The following is a 17,820-nucleotide window of genomic DNA, read 5'->3' as shown; positions in this document are numbered from 1 at the left end:
CCGCATTCCAATCGCTGCACGCCCGGCCTTGAGACCGCGGTTCCCGCTTCCTGCACCGCGGCAAATGCCAAGAGAATGTCGCCTCATTGGCCAACTTCCGACACAGCGCCCGGGCGAATAGCGTCGATCCGACATGATGCATGTGCTTCGGCGGTGACGGTCCCGACGTCGCCGTCGCATTCATTTTTCCCAGGGAATCCCTCGTGTCGCATAAGCTTGCCTTCGCGCTTCTCGCCGCGCTCTTGATCGCGATCTCGTCTCTCTCCAGCGTCCGCGCCGCGCCGCCTGCGCCTGCGGCAAACAGCGCTGCCGCGTTATCGCCCGATGAGGCCAAGCGCGCGCTGGAAACGCTGCAGGATGACAAGAAGCGCGCGCAGATGATCGACACGCTGCGCGTGATCGCCAATGCGTCTGGTGCACAGCAGCCCGCGCCCGAACCAAAATCGCCGATCCCGCTCGCGGCCGACGGCCTCGGTGCGCAGCTCATGCTCACCGTGTCTGAGGAGATCGGCGAAATTTCGCGAGACGTCGCCGATATGGCCAGGACGCTCACGCACTTCCCGGCGTTCTATTACTGGATCGTGCGGACCGCGAACGATCCCGCGGCCTACAATCTCCTGATCGAGATTGGTTGGAAGCTCGCGCTGGTGTTCGGCTGCGCCTTCTGCGCCGAATGGGTGATCTTCCGTCTGATCCGGCGCCCCGTCGCCTTCCTGGAAGGGCGCATGCCGCAAACGGCGCGTCTGCCGGTGCAGGTATTGCCCATTGCCGATCCCCCGTCATCGGTGGCCGATGTCACCCCCGCGCCCGAACTGCACATGCGCCGCCACAGCCTGGCGCGGGCCTGGCAAATCATGCTGCGGCTGCCGCTCGTGCTGGGACGCTTCCTGCTCGAGCTGCTACCCGTGTTGGTCTTTGTCGGTGTCGCCACGGCGCTGCTCGGCACCGAGATCGGCGAGCCCACCACCGTCCGCCTCGTGATCCTCGCCGTCGTCAATGCCTATGCGTTCTCGCGCGGGCTCATCTGTGTGGTCCGTGTGCTGGCGGGACCGTTCGGCTTGTTTCCGGTCAAGGCCGAAACCGCCGCCTATATCGAGATCTGGGCGCGCCGTATCGTCGGTGTCGGCGTCTCCGGCATCGCCTTTGCGAATGTGGCGCTGCTGCTCGGCCTGCATCGCGGCGGCTATGCCGCGCTCCTGCGCATGGTGATGCTGGTCGTGCATCTCTTCATCGTCGTGATCATCCTGCAATGCCGCCGCCAGGTCGCCGAAGCCATCCGCGCGCCGGCCGACCGGCAGGGGATCGCGGCGGGACTGCGCAACCGCATTGCGGGCGGCTGGCATTATCTCGCCATCGCGCTCGACCTGGCGTTGTGGGCCGTGTGGGCGCTGAACATTCGCAACGGCTATTCGTTGCTGCTGCAATATTTCGTCGGCACCATCGCGGTGGCGCTGATCACGCGCGTTGCCATCATGCTGACGCTGGGCCTGATCGACCGCGGCTTCCGCATCAAGCCGGAAATCCTCCAGCGCTTTCCAGGCCTCGAGATCCGCGCCAACCGCTATCTGCCACTGCTGCGCAAGATCGTATCCGGCGTCATCGCCTTCATCGGCCTGGTGGCCGTGCTCGAAGTCTGGGGCGTCGACGCCATCGTCTGGTTCTATGGCGGCCAGATCGGCAGCCGGCTGATCTCGGCGGTGGTGACGATCGGACTTGCCGTATTCATTGCAGCTGCGATCTGGGAAGCCAGCAACGCGCTGCTGGACCGCCAGATCAATTCGCTGTCGCGGGACGGGCACTATGCGCGCGCAGCGCGGCTGCGGACCTTTCAGCCGATGCTGCGGACGGCCTTGCTGTGCGTGATCGCCACCGTCGTCGGCCTCACGGCGCTCAGCGAGATCGGCGTCAACGTCGCACCGCTGCTGGCGGGTGCCGGCATCGTCGGCATCGCCATCGGCTTCGGTTCGCAGAAGCTGGTGCAGGACCTCATCACCGGGCTGTTCCTGCTGCTGGAGAACACCGTCCAGGTCGGCGACAACGTCAGCGTGTCCGGGCTATCGGGCGTGGTGGAGAACGTCTCGATCCGCACGATCAGGCTCCGGGCCGGCGACGGTGCCGTGCACATCGTGCCGTTCAGCGCGGTCACGACCATCACCAACGCCAGCCGCGGCGCCGGCAATGCGTCCGTCAGCGTCAACGTCGCCTACAAGGAGGATACCGACCGCGCCGGCCAGATTCTCAAGGACATCGTCGACGAGATGCGCCGCGAGGTGGAATTCCGCAGCCTGATCCGCGGCGATCTCGAGCTCTGGGGCATCGACAAGGTCGACGGCGCCATGGTGTCGATCGTGGGCCAGATCCGCTGCACCGAGGCTGGCCGCTGGCCGGTGCAGCGCGAATTCAACCGCCGCATGAAGCAGCGTTTCCAGCACAACGGCATCGAGGTCGCATCCGCCACCCAGACCATCCTGATGCACATCGCGCCGCCGGCTGACAGCGCCGCTCATCTGGCGCCGCGTCGAGCGGCAGGATAGTCGCTCGGTAAACTTACCGCTTGCCTTGGTTGAACCGGCAGCGTTCACTTCGCCCCAGTTCGCTGACGACATGCGGGCGGTGAAAAAGGGTGGATGGAATGTGGGGGCGGTGGGCTGGACTGCGCGGTCATGTGATCGTCATTTGTGCGTTGTTTGGATGTGCGGCGTGGGCCACACCGGCAAACGCCCAGCCGTTTCCGACGCGGCCGATCACCCTCGTGGTGCCGTTCGCGGCGGGCGGTCCGACCGACACGCTGGCGCGCATCCTGTCCGAACGCATCGCCGCCGAATTGCACGCGACGATCGTGGTCGAAAACGTGGCGGGCGCCTCCGGCAGCATCGCCGGCGCCCGCGTCGCGCGCGCAACGCCTGACGGCACCACGATCACGATCGGCCATTGGGGCACGCATGTGCTCAACGGCGCGATCTTCAAGCTGCCCTATGACGTGATCGCCGACTTCGAGCCGGTCGCGACGATCGCGATGGGCACGCAGCTCATCGTCGGCCGGAAGTCGATCGAGGCCAACACTCTGAAGGAGATGATCGCGTGGCTGAAGGCCAATCCCGGCAAGGTGACTGCCGGCACGGCCGGCGCCGGCACGGGGGCCCACGTCGCCGGTGTCTTCTTCAAGGAGAGAACCGGCACCGACTTCCAGTTCGTGCCCTATCGCGGCGCCGGGCCCGCCATGATCGATCTCGTGGCCGGGCAGATCGACATCATGTTCGATCAGGCCTCGAACTCGCTGCCGCACTACAAGAACGGTGCGATCAAGGCGTTCGCGGTGACGTCACCGACGCGGCTCGCCTCCGCGCCCGATATCCCGACGGTCGACGAGGCGGGGCTGCCCGGTCTCTACATCTCCTACTGGCACGGCATCTGGGCACCGAAGAACACGCCGAAGGAGATCGTTACGAAGCTCAACGCGGCCATCGTCACCGTGCTTGCCGATCCTGCCGTGAAGCAGCGGTTTGGCGAATTGGGGCAGGAGATTCCTCCGCCCGATCAGCAAACGCCCACAGCACTCGGAGCCTTCCAGAAGGCCGAGACCGAGAAATGGTGGCCGATCGTGAAGGCCGCTGACATCAAGGCGGAATGACGCTGTCACCTAGGGCGTGTGCTCATCAAGACTGGCCACCTGATGCCTAGTTTGCTGCCAACATCGGGGGAAGGGCGGATGGCCTCCGAGGTAGTAAGATGAGCCAATTCTAGACGTCCGCCTCGACGCGCTTCATCTGCGCCCTGCGCCATCCGTTCCGAATAGTTCCTGATAGGTAATTCCCTGTTCAGCGAGAAAGCGCGCAGCCGGGCTCTGCGTTTCGTAGAGAATTGCCCTAAGGACGTCTGCGCCGGTTACTATGGAGCGACCCACCGCTTTCCGCATAACCTCCGCACGCTGGACAACACGTTGAAAAGCAGCGGTCGGTTTGGGCTCGGCGCGGATCTCCATAATTAATTTCGTCAGGTCGCTGTCGATTTAATCGACAAGTCTCTCCGTTAGCCCAGTAGGATCGGCATTGCAGGTATTAATGGATGCCGAAGCATCAGCGTCTTCTAGTAGCGAAAGAAGAAGATGTTCCAGCGTGGCGTATTCATGATTTCGCTGGTCGGCGAAGCCGATGGCTCGACGTAGCGTCGTGGCAAGCTCTCCCGAAATCAGCGGGGACGAATTGCTTTGCAGGGCCGGCAACGAAGAGACCCTCTCCCGAGGAACAGCTTTCTCCGCCTTGATTGCGGCAGATAGCGTATTCCAATCGGCTAGACCGAACATCACAGCCATGAGTTCAAGGCTTTGGCTAACGGTGATCTTGATACCTTTGGCAGCAAGGCCCGCACGTAGCGTTTGGGCCATGGCCTTAGCGTTGCGGAAGTCGCGCATGTCTCCATCCTTTGCTCGTGAACGAGAAAGAAGTGCCAGAGCTTGCGTTACTGGCCCGACTCGTTCGGGCAAAGGGCTGAAAGCCTTGGATACGTTTACCATCCCCGGAGGGCGCAAGCAGCAGGTCGTATCAACCAAGAGCAAAAAATGGACTAAAGGCGAACTGGCGTCAATCTCCACGATTACGAAAGGCGGGGCTGGCTTCGGCGATGGGCCACAACCGGGCTCAGGTGACGGGTCAACCCGCTGGCAACCACACCGAAAGGAGACGCGAGCGCGTCCATGAAGACAAGCATAGATTGCCAATGCGTCTCGCGCAAAGTTTGCCATGTTTCCGGGAAGCGCAAACCATGTTGCCCGCAGATTACGTTTTTGGCGTGGCTAACGCGCTAGTCCTCACGTTCAACCTTTACTTTGGACCTCGTATCAAGCGCGAACGGGTTGCAATGCAGTGGGGCCGTAACGGCGAGCCGACGTGGTACGCCCCAAAATGGATGGTGATGTGGGGAATGATCGCCTTCATGGCGGCTGTTCGGCTGTTTATTTGGCTGGCTTCCACATACGCGCCGCAACGTGTGCACGGTGTCGAGCTGGGCATAGTCATTTTCTCGGTAATTGCCGCAGGCTCCCACCTCTTCGTGTTGATGAAGGCGAGAGCGGCACGGTGAACGAGATTGCGCAAGTCGGCTAAGGGGTCACACGCCGCCGATCGCGCTCCAGGTGGGACCTTAGCTTTGCCTTGGAGTTTGTGAGTACACGTCCTAGGCGGCCTCCTCATGCCGAGGAGCGCCAGCATTGCGGCGTTAACCTTTGCCTCTCACGAATCCTCGCTGCGGTGCGGGATCACGATCCTTGCCGCAGGCTTCTGCCTCCTTGATCTCCAGTGAGCGCTGGCCGACAATGCCTGCCCTTCAATAAGAAACTCCCTGGGGGAATTCGTGAATAGACCTGCTCGGGTCAGCGCCCATTCGACATCGTCCGATTCCGTGCACGGCATGGCGCTGCTGCGCGATCCCCTGCTCAACAAGGGCACCGCCTTCACCGGGCAGGAGCGTGATGCGCTCGGCCTGCGCGGCCTGCTTCCGCCTTGCGTGCTGACGATGGAGACCCAGGTCGAGCGCGTGCTCGTCAATCTGCGCACGCTGCCGACCGATCTCGAGAAATATGTCGCGCTGAATGCGTTGCATGACCGCAACGAGGCGCTGTTCTTCCGTGTCGTCGTCGACAATATCGACGAGATCCAGCCGATCATCTACACGCCGACGGTCGGGCTCGCCTGCCAGAAATACGGCCTGATCTTCCAGCGCCCGCGCGGTATGTTCATCTCCTCGCGCGATCGCGGCCAGATCGCCGAGATCCTGAAGAACTGGCCCTATCCGGCCAAGCTGATCGTCGTCACCGATGGCGAGCGCATCCTCGGCCTCGGCGATCTCGGCGCCAACGGCATGGGCATTCCGGTCGGAAAGCTCTCGCTGTATTCCGCCTGCGCCGGCGTGCATCCCGAAACGTGCCTGCCGATCGTGCTCGACGTCGGCACCAACAACGAAGAGCTGCTGAAAGACCCGTATTATCTCGGCTTGCGCGAGCGGCGGCTCACGGGCGAGGCCTATGACAGCTTCGTCGACGAGTTCATGGTCGCCGCGCGAAAGACCTTTCCGGGAGTGCTGATCCAGTTCGAGGATTTCGCCAACCATTCGGCGTTCAAGCTGCTGCACAAATACCGCGATGAAGCCTGCGTCTTCAACGACGACATCCAGGGCACGGCTGCAGTGGCGCTCGCCGGCCTGTTTTCGGCCCTGCGCGTCAACGGCGGCAGACTGAGGGATCAGAGAATCCTGTTCCTCGGCGCGGGCGAGGCCGCGACCGGCATCGCCGATCTCGTGACGTCCGCCATGATGGCGGAGGGCGCCTCCGAAGCGGAAGCGCTCCGCCGCAACTGGCTGGTGGATTCCCGCGGCCTCGTCGTCGGCGGCCGTGAAGGCCTGTCCGGCCACAAGCTCCGTTATGCCCATGCCGGCCAGGCGCCGATCGCCGACTTCCTCACGGCGATCAGGACGCTGAAGCCGACGGCGATCATCGGTGTTGCCGCCGCCGGGGGTGCCTTCACGCCCGACGTGCTCAAGGCGATGGCCGAACTCAACGAACAGCCGATCGTGTTCGCGCTCTCCAATCCGACTTCGAAGGCCGAATGCTCGGCAGAGGACGCCTACCGCTACACCGGCGGCCGCGCGCTGTTTGCCTGCGGCAGTCCGTATGACCCGGTCAAGCTCAACGGCCGCACCTTCGTGCCGCGCCAGGGCAACAACTCCTACATCTTCCCGGGCGTCGGCCTCGGCGTCATCGCCAGCCGCTCGCGCCTCGTCACGGACGAGATGTTCATGGCGGCCGCCCATACGCTCGCCGATTGCGTCGGCAAGGACGATCTCGCACAAGGCAGCCTCTACCCGGCGCTGCCGCGCATCCGCGAGGTCTCGGTGCGTATCGCCGCCGCCGTCGCCGATGTCGCCTTTCAGCGCGGACTCGCGGACGGACCCGCGCCCAACGACGTGAAGGGACTGGTTCAGTCCCAGATGTACGAGCCGAAGTACTGACGCTTACAATTCGATCTGGATTTGCGGAGGCAACCCCTCACCCCATCCTCTCCCCGTAAGACGGAGCGAGGGAGTGAGAGAGGTTGCCTCCATAACCTCTCCCCGCTCTTCTGCGGGGAGAGGTCGGATTGCCCCCGGCGATGCGAAGCATCGTCCGGCGCAATCCGGGTGAGGGGCAGGGCAGTCTGCTAGCCCGATAGAAAGTCGATCCGACTCGCGAGACGTTATTTCCCCGGTTAGGTCAGCACGCGATACCATTTCAGGTAGAAGCCCCGTTGCGCGGCGCGGTCGTATATGCGACGCTCTGTAGCGTTACACGAAAATGCGAAACCAAGGTAAGCCGCCATGGACGATCGTTTGCCCGACCTGGGCGACCTCGAGCACGAGGTCATGCAACTGGTTTGGGCCCATGGTCCTGTCACGGCCGAGGTTGTGCGCGAGAAGCTGTCGCGTCGGCTGAAGGAATCGACGGTCCGCACGGTGCTGCGCCGGCTGGAAGAAAAGGGCTATGCTCGGCACACGGTGGACGGACGCACCTATGTCTACCACGCAGCCGAAGCGCGCGCGCGGGTTGCGGCCAAGGCGGTGCAGCGCATCGTCGACTGGTTCTGCAACGGCTCGATGGAGGAGGTCCTTGTCGGCATGGTCGACAATGCAATGCTCGACCAGCAGCAGTTGCGCACGCTGGCCGACCAGGTGGCCAAGGCGAAGAAGGCGAGGGGAGTGAAGAAAGAATGATCGCAACTCTGGCGGAGGCGGCGCTGCGCTCCCTTGTGCTGGGAGGCGTCGTCTGGTTCGGTCTCAACCTGTTTCGCGTGCGCAATCCGCACGTCCACATGACGGCGTGGGTCGTCGTGCTGCTGGCGTCCGTGGCGATGCCCTTGGTGATGCATTGGCCGACGGTCACGATCACCCGGCTGCCATTGCCGGTATCGGTGCCGGCTGATGTCCTGCCGGCTGATATCTCGATGTTTGAGATGCCGCAGCCCATGCAGCCGATCGCGCCCGGCGCGGCGATAGTTGCGCCGGCGCAGAGCGGCCTCTCCGTCAATTGGTGGCTGATCGCTACCGTCGTCCATGTCGGCGTCGCCAGCCTGTTGCTGCTGCGGCTGGCCATTGGGCTCTGTCTGACCTGGCGCCTCGCGCGCGCGGCAAGGCCAATCAACGGTCCGCAGATGGTCGACGCCGATGTGCGCGTCAGCCGCGAGGTCGGCGGTCCCGTCACGTTTGGCTCGACCATTCTGGTGCCGCCGCAATTTTCCGGCTGGGAGGCCAAGAAGCGCCTCGCGGTGCTCGCGCATGAGGGCGCGCATGTCGCCAACCGCGATTTCTATATCCTCCTGCTCGCTTCCCTCAATCGCGCGGTGTTCTGGTTCAGCCCGTTCGCCTGGTGGCAGCTCGCGCGTCTTGCCGAACTTGCCGAGATCATCAGTGATGCCGAGGCGATCGAGGTGATCGACGACCGGCTGTCCTATGCGGAAATCCTGCTTGATTTCGCAAGCACGGTAAACCCGCGGCCGGTCGAGCTCGCGATGGCGCGGGCCTCGACCGTGCGCGCGCGCGTCGAGCGCATCATCGCGACGGCCGCGATGCCGGTCGCGGTCGGCTGGCGCAAGCGGCTGTGGATCGCGGCCGCGATCGTCCCGGCCGTGATCGTGTCCGCCGGCATGATCGCCTATCGCACCCCGGAGCCTGCGCCGCTCGCCGCCGATAGTGGAGAGGTGCCGGCCCAGCATTACCGCCCCTTCGTCAATTTCTACGCCATGGGCCCGGCCTCGGTGTTCGCCATCTTCCGCGAAGGTGATAATCTCTACGGCCAGCTCACCGGGCAACGTCGGCTGCGCCTGACCGTCGGCAGCGACGGCACCGCGTCCTACCTGGCTTCGTCGGGCGAGATCACGTTCCCGCTCGATGCGGAACGCCGCTCCTCCGAACTGATGCTGCGGATCAACGGCCGCGACGTGCGCGCGGTGCGTGTCGCCGAGATGCCGGCGCCGACGACCGAACCTGCCTCGCTCGATCAATATGTCGGCTGGTATAGGATTGCGCCGAACCGCGTGCTCACCGTCCGCCGCGATGGTGACCGTCTCTGGCTGCAGGAAACCGGGCAGGGGGCGACGCAAGTCCTGGCCGAGGGTACTGATGCCTTCTCCTTCCGCGGCGACCATCTCGTGATCTTCCTGCGCGACGAGCAGTCGAGGGTCTCGCGCGTGTTGCTACAAAGTGCGGTTTTCGGCGGCCGCCTCGCAGCCCGCGTCGATGCGGCGGTGGCACAGGCGGTCCAAGCGGATTTCGCGCGCCGCCTTGCCGAAGTCCCCGATCGCTTCAGGGAGCAGGTCCCGGCGGTCGGCGGCAAGGAGATGATCTTGCGGGGGATCGAGGATCTGCGCGCCGGCACGCCGAACTACGATCGCATGAGCGCGCCGCTCGCGGCCAAGATCCACCGCCAGCTCAATGAAATGCACGCGACGTTCGTTGCGCTCGGCGGATTGGAATCGATCTTCTTCCGCGGCGTCGGTCCTGGCGGCTACGACATCTATGGCGCGAAATTCGAAAACGGCACGGCCGAATTCCGCCTGCTGATCGAGCCCGACGGCAAGGCCGGCGATGTGATCTTCCGAGCCGACGGCAACGACGAACTCGGTGGCATCGTGCCTTGCTCGGAGGAGGCGAACGTGCGCGGCCGCGCCGGCACCTCGCCGATCAGGATCATGGTCTATAACGAGATGCGCGACGACATCCAGGTTTTCAATCTCGATGCCGACGGCAATCGCAAGACGCAGAGCGTCGTCAGGCCCAACATGACCTGGGCCTCCACCACCACCGTGAACAATCCGTGGGTGATTGCCGACAAGTCGGGACGGTGCATGGAGATCCTGGTGCCGGGTCGGCAAACGCGCTTCCACAATGTCGAGGCCTCAAACCTCGGCGCGCGTCCGGGTCGCGCAGCGCGGCGCGCCGTTCCGATCGCCAATGGCGAGGAGATGCTGCGCCGTTACATCGAGGGCGTCGGCCGGGGACAGCCGGACTACGAGCGCATGACGTCGGAAGTCGCCGATATCACACGCGCGCAGCTTCCGTTCGATCAGGCGATTCTGACGCGGCTAGGTGCGCTGCGTGCGGTCTCCTTCCGCGGCGTCACCGCGCTCGACAGCGACATCTATGTCGCCCAGTTCGCCAATGGTTCGGCGGAATGGCGCATCGGTGTCAGAAACGGCACGATCACGAAAATCGCGCTCGGGCCGAATTTTTAGGACGAACGCCGCTGCCGCTCTGCGGGAGTGGTGGCGCCCGAGTTCGTGGCGGCGGTCGCTCAATCTACGCTTGCAGACTCACGTCGTTAATGCTACAATCCGTAGCATTACGGTTCGTAGCTTCGCGCCGACACTGTCGGCAGGCTCGAAAGAATTAGGCATTCGCCATGAGCAGTTCTGCAAAGGCCAATTCTGTGCTGGCGCTTCATCGCTTCGGAATGGGGCCGCGTCCGGGATCGATCGCGGCTGTCGGGACCGACCCGCGTGGCGCGCTGATCGCCGAACTCGACCGCCCGCTCGTCTTGAACGCTGCCGCTAGCCTCCCCTCCAGCGCAAAGGCCTATCGCACCGTGGCCGATGCCAATGCGCGGCGCACGGCGCGCGCCAAGCAGGCCCAGCAGCAGGCTAAAAAGCAGCAGGTGGCGGCGACGCCGACCATGTCGGAAGACCAGACGCAAGGGCAGGTAGCGGACAAGGACGCCGCCGAGATGGCGGCCAAGCAGGCAGCCGACGCCATTCCCGATCCCGGACGTCCGATCTATTTGCAGGAAGCCAAGGTGCGCACGGAAGCTGCGCTTTCCGCCGACATCGGTTTCGCCGAGCGGTTGGTGTGGTTCTGGTCCAACCATTTCTGCGTCTCGGCCAACCGGATCCAGAGCATGTCCGGCGCCTATGAGCGCGAAGCCGTTCGCGCAAATGCGCTCGGCCGCTTCGTCGATCTCCTGCTGGCCGTCGAGGGCCATCCGGCGATGCTGGTCTATCTCGACAATCTTGGTTCGATGGGCGCGAACTCGACGGCCGGCATCAACCGTAGCAGCGGCCTCAACGAAAACTTCGCGCGCGAGATCATGGAGCTGCATACGCTCGGCGTGCGCGCAGGCTACACCCAGGACGACGTCATCAGCTTCGCCAATGTGCTGACGGGCTGGACGCTGGTGCCGCCGGGCGCCGATCCCCAGCACGGCGGCGATTTTACGTTCAATCCGCGGCTGCACGAGCCCGGCGGACAGACCGTGCTCGGCAAGCGCTACGAGCAGGAGGATGCCGAGCAGGGCCGCGCCGTGTTGCGCGATCTCGCCGCGCATCCCGCGACCGCGACCCATGTCGCGACCAAGCTCGCGCGCCATTTCGTCGCCGACGATCCGCCGCCGGTGCTCGTCGAGCAGATGGCAAAAATCTTTCGCGACACAGAGGGCGATCTCAAGCAGGTCGCGATTGCGATGGTGTCCTCGGACGAGGCCTGGCGCGGGCCGCCGTCAAAGCTCAAGCGCCCCGGCGAATGGGTCGTCGGCATGGTGCGTGCGACCGGCATCACGGTCGTCGATCCCGTCCGCTTCACCGGCGGCCAGGAACTGCTCGGCGAGGCGCTGTGGCGTCCGTCGGCGCCGAAGGGCTATCCGGATGACGAGCCCAGCTGGATCGACGGCGTCGGCCGGCGGCTCGACGTCGCCAACAATTTCGCCGAGCGCATCACTGGCATGGCCGATCCGCAGGCGATCATCGAGGACGTCTTCGGATCCGAGATCGCGCCCGAGGTGAAGCAGGCGGTCGGCCGTGCCGAGAGCCGGCAGCAGGCGTTGGCGCTCTTGTTCATGTCGGCGGATTTTCAGAGGAGGTGAGCATGGGCGTCGTCAATCATTTGCCCACGCGGCGCGAGCTTCTGGTCGGGTCCGGCGCGCTGTTCGCGTGGAGCCAGATGCCTGGGATCGCGCGCGCCGAAGGGCGCGATCCGCGACTGCTGGTCATCGTGCTGCGCGGAGCGCTCGACGGCCTCGGCGCGGTTGCGCCGGTCGGCGATCCCGACTGGATTTCCTTGCGCGGCGATCGTGCGCTGGTGCTGGACGGCAAGCCGCCAGCGCTGCCGCTCGATGCCTTCTTCGCGCTCAATCCGGCGATGCCGAACCTGCATCGGCTCTACAAGAGCGGCAAGGCTGCCATCGTCCATGCCACCGCGACGCCCTATCGCGAGCGTTCGCATTTCGACGGCCAGGACGTGCTGGAAAGCGGGCTCGTCAAGCCCGGCATGACCAGCTCGGGATGGCTCAACCGCGCGCTGCTCGCGCTGGAATCCGGCGGGCGTGTCGACCCGCGCGGCAGCCGCGCGCTCGGCATCGGCTCCGTGACGCCGCTGGTGGTGCGCGGTTCGGCGCCTGTCATGACATGGGTGCCGCAGCGATTGTTGCCGGCGAGCGAGGACACGCAGAACCGCCTGCTCGATCTCTACCAGCACACCGATCCGAAGCTTGCGACCGTGCTCCAGGCCCGCATGAAGCTCGCTTCGCTCGGCGGGGCATCGGGCACGGGCGATCCGATGTCTGACGATCCGACCTTGGCGCCGCCCGGCATCGCGCGCGTCCGCGCCTACTTCGCCGAAGCCGCCGGCACGGCCGCGCGCTATCTCGCCAAGCCCGACGGTCCGCGCGTCGGCGCCATGGGCTTTGTCGGCTGGGATACGCACATCGCCGAGGGCGCGGCCTCGGGCCAGCTCTACAATCTGCTCGGCGCGCTCGATGGCGCCTTTGCCGCGATCGAGAGCAACATGGGTGATGCGTGGCGCGAAACGGTCGTGGCCGTTGTCACCGAGTTCGGGCGAACCGCGCGTATCAACGGGACGCAGGGTACGGACCACGGTACGGGCACGGTCGCTTTCCTGATCGGCGGCGGGCTCACCGGTGGCCGCGTGATCGCGGACTGGCCGGGCCTGAAGCCGGCGCAACTCTTCGAGGATCGCGATCTCAGGCCGACCACGGATTTGCGCGCGGTGTTGAAGGGCCTGCTGCGGGATCATCTGCGTGTCGAGGAGAAGGTGCTCGCAGAAGCCGTCTTCCCGGGCAGCGCCGACGTCAAGCCGATGGGAGGCCTCGTCGGCTGACGGCGCGGCTCTCGCAACCGGATCGGGTTCATGATGTGCACGCTGACACAACGGGAGCTCGACTTTCTCGCCAGCCTGAAAACCGGCTGGAGGCTGCTCTATCGGCGCGAGCTCGCGCGGCTCTCGAGGAGCGACGCCGAACCTGGCGAGGTTCAGCCGCAGATGCGCCCGATGATCTGGCGCGTCGTATCGGGCCTCTCCGACGAGTCTGTCTCGATTCAGGACAAGCCAGTGTGGTGGAATCGTCACAGCTAAACGCGAAACGGCTGCGGCCTCAGGCGCGCTTTCGTTCCGACAAGGTTCTGCCCTCATTGCCCACCGAAACTCGGGGCCGTTCGGAGGGCGCATCATGTCTCGATTTGCACGTGCCGAAACTGCCCGGATTTCGCCGGCAACCCTGTGCCGGATCCTGCTCGCCATCATCGGCGCGGCGTCGCTTGCGGCGTGTGCGCAATCGCCGGTCGGCCGCCAGAAGGCCGATCTCGGCACCCACCGCCAAGCCGCTGTCGAGCGCCCGCACAGGGTGGCGGCGCTGCATCCGCGTCCGATCAGCCGGGCGCGCGTCCCCGACGGTGATGCAAAGCAAAGCGTCTCGCATGGCGTCGCCAGTTTCTATTCGGACACGGAGACGGCAAGCGGCGAGCGGTTTGACAAGAACGAATTGACCGCGGCCCATCCCAGCCTGCCGTTCGGCACCAAGCTGCGCGTCACCGATGTCTCGTCCGGCCGGTTCGTGACCGTCAGGATCAACGATCGCGGGCCGTATGTTCGCGGACGCGTGGTCGACATCTCTCCCTCCGCAGCCGAGGCGCTCGGCATGGTCGACAAGGGTGTCACCAATGTCCGGCTCGACGTGGTGCGATAATTTGCAGTGACATCGATCCGAAATGCTGTGCTTAACCGACTGTTAGCCGCCTCCAGCGCACCATGGATACCGAGCAATTCGGGAATCCACCGAAGCAATTGGGGGCGGCGTTTGACCACGATCCAGTATCTCGAAGATCAGGCCGCACGCGCCGAGCGGCTGGCCAAACGGATCACGGATACATTGACGATCGAAAAGCTCCTGACCTTCGCGGGCGAACGCCGCCGCGAGATCGAGGTCATCGCCGGCAAGTACCGGCGCGCCTGATTTTCATCCTCCATGCACGCTCAGCTATGGCTCTCGACGAAGTCGCTGAGATAGTCGGGCAGCGTCACGCCATCGATGTCGCAGCGCGCCCGAATCTCGCCGGCGACGTCGGTCGAGATGTCCTTCATCCAGTGCTCGAGCGTGTTGAAGGAGATAACCTTGACGGGGTCGTTGAAGCAGCCGGCGACGAGTTCGCCAATCGTGGCGTCGAGATCGCTTCGCTCGACACGGATTTCGGTCGCCTTGTCGAGGCGGTCGATCACCACGAACAGGGTCTGGTCTGCGCCATAGGGCACGACCGGGGCTGTCACGCCGGCTTCAAGCATGTGAGGCACTCACGCCTTCGCTTCCGATCACCATCAACGGGAAAAACCGGAAGAAGGTTCCTGCGCTCAGAGGTGCTTCTGCGGGGATCAGAGAAATTCTCTCAGGCGCGCCAGCTCGGTGATGTGCTCAGGCGAGAGGATGTCCGTGACCAGCGGCGGCTGCGCGATCGTGCGGATCTCATAGAGATGCCGGGTCGCCGCCGGCTTCGCCATGAACGCCGAGATGCATTCGTCGAGCGTGCCCTCGATCACCTGGTACGACGCTCGGTCCGACCGTCGCTGGTTCGCAAGCGATGGCCATTTATGCAGCACCGCAAGGGCACCAAAATCGACCTTTGAATCCCCAACTACGTCCCCCATCGTCCCGCCTCACGCAAAAAGAACCCCGGCACACGATCCTGCGTACCGGGGCCTACACCCATTACTGCATCTCAATGCCACAGCACCAAACGCGATGACGGGGAAATAGTTCCCGGCCAATGTTCGCTTTCAGCTCGCGGCCGCGGCGATTCTATGCCCTGGGCTGGTGTGACTGTGGCTGGTCTCATCGCCGCGACCAACTTCGGGCGGAAGCCCGGCGAAGCGCCGCAAGGCCTCGGCCATCTGCACCCGGCCGGAGACCCCGGTGATCACCACGTCCACCATGGTGAACGACGAATGGAAATGGCCGCGCGCCCTAAGTTGCTCGACCGGGACGCCGGCGGCAGCCATTTTCTCGGCATAGGCGATGCCTTCGTCACGCAGGGGGTCGAATTCGCAGGTGACGACGAAGGCCGGCGGCAACCCTGAGACCTTGCCGCGGAGCGGCGAGACGCGCGGATCGGTGCGGTCGGCCGGCGAGCAATAGAGGTCCCAGAACCAGTACATTAGCGACCGGGTCAGGAAATAGCCGGTCGCATTGTCGTTGTAGGAGGGGCGGTCGAAGCTGCAGTCGGTGACCGGGCAGATCAGGAGCTGGCCGGCGATCTCAGGGCCGCCGCGATCGCGCGCAAGCTGGCAGGTGACGGCGGCGATGTTGCCGCCGGCGCTCCAGCCCGCGACCAGCACCGGGCCTGGCCTGCCGCCGAGCTCGGCGGCGTGCTCCGCGATCCAGCGCGTCGCCGCGTAGCCGTCTTCGGCCGCGGCCGGGAAACGATGCTCGGGCGCATGACGATAGCCGACGCTGACGAGCATCATGCCGGTCCGCCGCACCATGTCGCGGCAGAACGGCTCGTCCGATTGCTCGTCGCCGAGCACCCAGCCGCCGCCGTGGAAATAGACCACGACCGGATGCGGCCCCGGTGTTGCCGGCCGGTACACCCGGTAGGGCAGCGGGCCGTCGGCGCCGGGCAGGGTGCCGTCGACGATCTCGCCGATCGGCCGTCCAGCGGGGCGGCCCTTGTTGAACTCGTCGACGAAGGCGCGGGCACCGATCGCGCCCATCGACTCGATCGGCGGCAGGTTGAGCGACGCCAGCAGGTTCAGCACCAGCCGCACATCTGGCTGCAGGCGCACCACCTCGCCGTCATTGCATTGCGCGGCGACATCGGGGCCGGTCAGCTTGAAGCCGAGCATGCCGCGGCTGACGACCTCGTCGCAGATGCCGCGATAGGGACCGACGCCGCCGGTATAGGGCATCAGGCCCTGCACCTTGCCGGGCACGTTGGCGCCGGTGTACCAGGTGTTGGCGAGCCGGTGCAGCGTCACCATCGAGCAGTCGGCCATGTGCCTGTTCCAGCCGGCCTGCGCCGTCGCGGTCGGCTCGATCGTGGTGAAGCCGGCGTCGCGCAATGCTGCGAGACGATCGACCACCCAGTCGACATGCTGTTCGATCGACACTGCCATGTTCGACAGCACCGACGGGCTGCCGGGGCCGGTGATCATGAAGAAGTTCGGGAAGCCTGCGACGGTGAGCCCGAGATAGGTCTGCGGCCCCTGCGCCCAGACATCGGTGAGCGATCTGCCGCCGCGTCCGCTGATCGGGTGCACGGCGCGGATCGCGCCGGTCATGGCGTCGAAGCCGGTCGCGAACACGATCACGTCAACGTCGACGATGCGCCTCGACGTCGTGATGCCGCTTGCGGTGATCGCCTTGATCGGTTCCTGACGCAGATTGACCAGCGTGACGTTCGGCCGGTTGTAGGTCGCGTAATAATTGGTATCGAGGCAGGGGCGTTTGGCGCCGAACGGATGATCGTCCGGCATCAGCGCCGCGGCGGTCTCGGGGTCTTTGACGGCGGCGCGGATCTTCTCGCGGATCAGGTCCTGGACGATCTTGTTGCCGTCGATGTCGACCGCCTGGTCGGCCCAGAGCTGGGTCAGGATGTGGACGAGGTCGCCGGCCGCCCAGGCGCGTTCGAACCGCTCACGACGCTCGGCATCGCTTAATTGCCAGCTCACGACCGTCTGCTGCGGATAGGGCACGCCGGCCATCGACTGGCGCGCCTGCTCGCGATAGGCCGCGCGATCGCCTTGCAGCAGGCTCATGCGATCGGAAGGCGCAGGGCCGTTATGCGCCGGTAATGCGAAATTCGGCGTGCGCTGGAACACGGTCACGTGTGCGGCCTGTTCGGCGATCAGCGGGATCGATTGGATGGCCGACGATCCCGTGCCGATCACCGCGACGCGTTTTCCCGCGAGATTGACGCCGTCATGCGGCCAGCGTCCGGTGAAATAGACCTCGCCCTTGAAGTCCTTGACGCCGTCGATCTCCGGCGGCTTCGGCGCCGAGAGGCAGCCGGTGGCCATGATGTAATGGCGGCAGGAGACCGCTGCGCCATTGTCGGTGGTGAGCTGCCAGCGTTCGGTGGCCTCGTCCCATTTCGCTTCCGTGACTTTGGTCTTGAAGCGGATGTCACGCCTGAGATCATAGCGGTCGGCGACGAAGCCGAGATAGCGCAGGATCTCCGGCTGGGTCGCGTATTTCTCCGACCAGGTCCAGGCGGTCTCGAGATCGGGATCGAAGGTGTAGCTGTAATCGATGGTCTGGATATCGCAGCGCGCGCCGGGATATCGGTTCCAGTACCAGGTGCCGCCGACGTCGCCGGCTTCTTCGAGGCCGACCGCCGTCAGGCCGGCCTTGCGCAGCCGATGGAGAAGATAGAGGCCGGCAAATCCGGCACCGACCACGGCAACATCGACCTGCTGGCTGGTTCCGCGCCCCGCGTCAGAGGCACGCGCAGCAACCATTGCATCAGGCATGGCATTTCCTCCCGTCTGTTTTGTTTTGCCGGCAGGCTATCGCTGCAGGTTCGG

Annotated in this window: 14 protein-coding genes and 1 pseudogene; 11 read left to right on the top strand and 4 right to left on the bottom strand. The window is 64.9% G+C overall.

Annotated features, from left to right (window positions below; genetic code table 11):
* The first annotated feature begins 203 nt into the window (after positions 1 to 203).
* A complete protein-coding gene (locus ABIB90_RS20110) occupies positions 204 to 2,534 on the top strand; it encodes a mechanosensitive ion channel domain-containing protein (RefSeq protein WP_354201272.1) in 2,331 nt (776 codons plus the stop codon).
* Positions 2,535 to 2,632: 98 nt separating this feature from the next.
* Positions 2,633 to 3,631 carry a tripartite tricarboxylate transporter substrate-binding protein gene (locus ABIB90_RS20105; protein WP_354201271.1) on the top strand — a complete coding sequence of 333 codons (999 nt, stop codon included), beginning with the start codon at positions 2,633 to 2,635 and terminating at the stop codon, positions 3,629 to 3,631.
* 132 nt (positions 3,632 to 3,763) lie between these two features.
* Here ABIB90_RS20105 and ABIB90_RS41645 read toward each other — a convergent pair.
* Positions 3,764 to 4,384: pseudogene (locus ABIB90_RS41645) on the bottom strand (Clp protease N-terminal domain-containing protein).
* Between the two features lie 377 nt (positions 4,385 to 4,761).
* On the opposite strand from ABIB90_RS41645, the gene ABIB90_RS20095 reads away from it, so the two are divergent.
* The 9 genes from ABIB90_RS20095 to ABIB90_RS20055 all read left to right on the top strand — a co-directional run bounded on the left by ABIB90_RS20095 (position 4,762) and on the right by ABIB90_RS20055 (position 14,260).
* Complete coding sequence (locus ABIB90_RS20095; protein WP_354201269.1) at positions 4,762 to 5,079, top strand: SdpI family protein; 318 nt, start codon at positions 4,762 to 4,764, stop codon at positions 5,077 to 5,079.
* A gap of 270 nt (positions 5,080 to 5,349) precedes the next feature.
* A complete protein-coding gene (locus tag ABIB90_RS20090; RefSeq protein WP_354201268.1) occupies positions 5,350 to 7,002 on the top strand; it encodes an NAD-dependent malic enzyme in 1,653 nt (550 codons plus the stop codon).
* 345 nt (positions 7,003 to 7,347) lie between these two features.
* On the top strand, positions 7,348 to 7,740 hold the full coding sequence (locus tag ABIB90_RS20085; protein ID WP_007601043.1) for a BlaI/MecI/CopY family transcriptional regulator: 393 nt from the start codon (positions 7,348 to 7,350) through the stop codon (positions 7,738 to 7,740).
* The gene (locus ABIB90_RS20080) at positions 7,737 to 10,256 is read left to right on the top strand and encodes a M56 family metallopeptidase (RefSeq protein WP_354201267.1); all 2,520 of its coding nucleotides are present in this window, start codon (positions 7,737 to 7,739) and stop codon (positions 10,254 to 10,256) included. The genes ABIB90_RS20085 and ABIB90_RS20080 overlap by 4 nt, the downstream gene beginning before the upstream one ends.
* A gap of 167 nt (positions 10,257 to 10,423) precedes the next feature.
* A complete protein-coding gene (locus ABIB90_RS20075; RefSeq protein WP_354170664.1) occupies positions 10,424 to 11,875 on the top strand; it encodes a DUF1800 domain-containing protein in 1,452 nt (483 codons plus the stop codon).
* Positions 11,876 to 11,877: 2 nt separating this feature from the next.
* Entirely contained in the window at positions 11,878 to 13,128 is a 1,251-nt protein-coding gene (locus tag ABIB90_RS20070; RefSeq protein WP_354201266.1) for a DUF1501 domain-containing protein, read from the top strand.
* Positions 13,129 to 13,158: 30 nt separating this feature from the next.
* Positions 13,159 to 13,383: a hypothetical protein gene (locus tag ABIB90_RS20065; protein ID WP_354201265.1), complete on the top strand. Its 225-nt coding sequence runs from the start codon at positions 13,159 to 13,161 to the stop codon at positions 13,381 to 13,383.
* A gap of 94 nt (positions 13,384 to 13,477) precedes the next feature.
* Positions 13,478 to 13,993, top strand: coding sequence for a septal ring lytic transglycosylase RlpA family protein (locus ABIB90_RS20060; protein ID WP_354170668.1), 516 nt, complete (start codon positions 13,478 to 13,480; stop codon positions 13,991 to 13,993).
* A gap of 111 nt (positions 13,994 to 14,104) precedes the next feature.
* Positions 14,105 to 14,260 carry a hypothetical protein gene (locus ABIB90_RS20055; RefSeq protein WP_198288273.1) on the top strand — a complete coding sequence of 52 codons (156 nt, stop codon included), beginning with the start codon at positions 14,105 to 14,107 and terminating at the stop codon, positions 14,258 to 14,260.
* A 20-nt stretch (positions 14,261 to 14,280) separates the two neighbouring features.
* On the opposite strand, the gene ABIB90_RS20050 is transcribed toward ABIB90_RS20055, so the two are convergent.
* The 3 genes from ABIB90_RS20050 to ABIB90_RS20040 all read right to left on the bottom strand — a co-directional run bounded on the left by ABIB90_RS20050 (position 14,281) and on the right by ABIB90_RS20040 (position 17,766).
* Complete coding sequence (locus tag ABIB90_RS20050) at positions 14,281 to 14,586, bottom strand: hypothetical protein (protein WP_354170671.1); 306 nt, start codon at positions 14,584 to 14,586, stop codon at positions 14,281 to 14,283.
* Positions 14,587 to 14,673: 87 nt separating this feature from the next.
* Positions 14,674 to 14,946, bottom strand: a complete 273-nt coding sequence (locus tag ABIB90_RS20045) for a hypothetical protein (protein ID WP_354201264.1) — start codon at positions 14,944 to 14,946, stop codon at positions 14,674 to 14,676.
* Positions 14,947 to 15,075: 129 nt separating this feature from the next.
* Positions 15,076 to 17,766, bottom strand: a complete 2,691-nt coding sequence (locus ABIB90_RS20040; protein ID WP_354201263.1) for a flavin-containing monooxygenase — start codon at positions 17,764 to 17,766, stop codon at positions 15,076 to 15,078.
* Between the last annotated feature and the right edge of the window lie 54 nt (positions 17,767 to 17,820).

Origin of the sequence: Bradyrhizobium sp. JR4.1 (assembly GCF_040548605.1) — a bacterium.
Taxonomy (GTDB): domain Bacteria; phylum Pseudomonadota; class Alphaproteobacteria; order Rhizobiales; family Xanthobacteraceae; genus Bradyrhizobium; species Bradyrhizobium canariense.
This window is presented reverse-complemented; position numbering and strand designations above follow the sequence as displayed.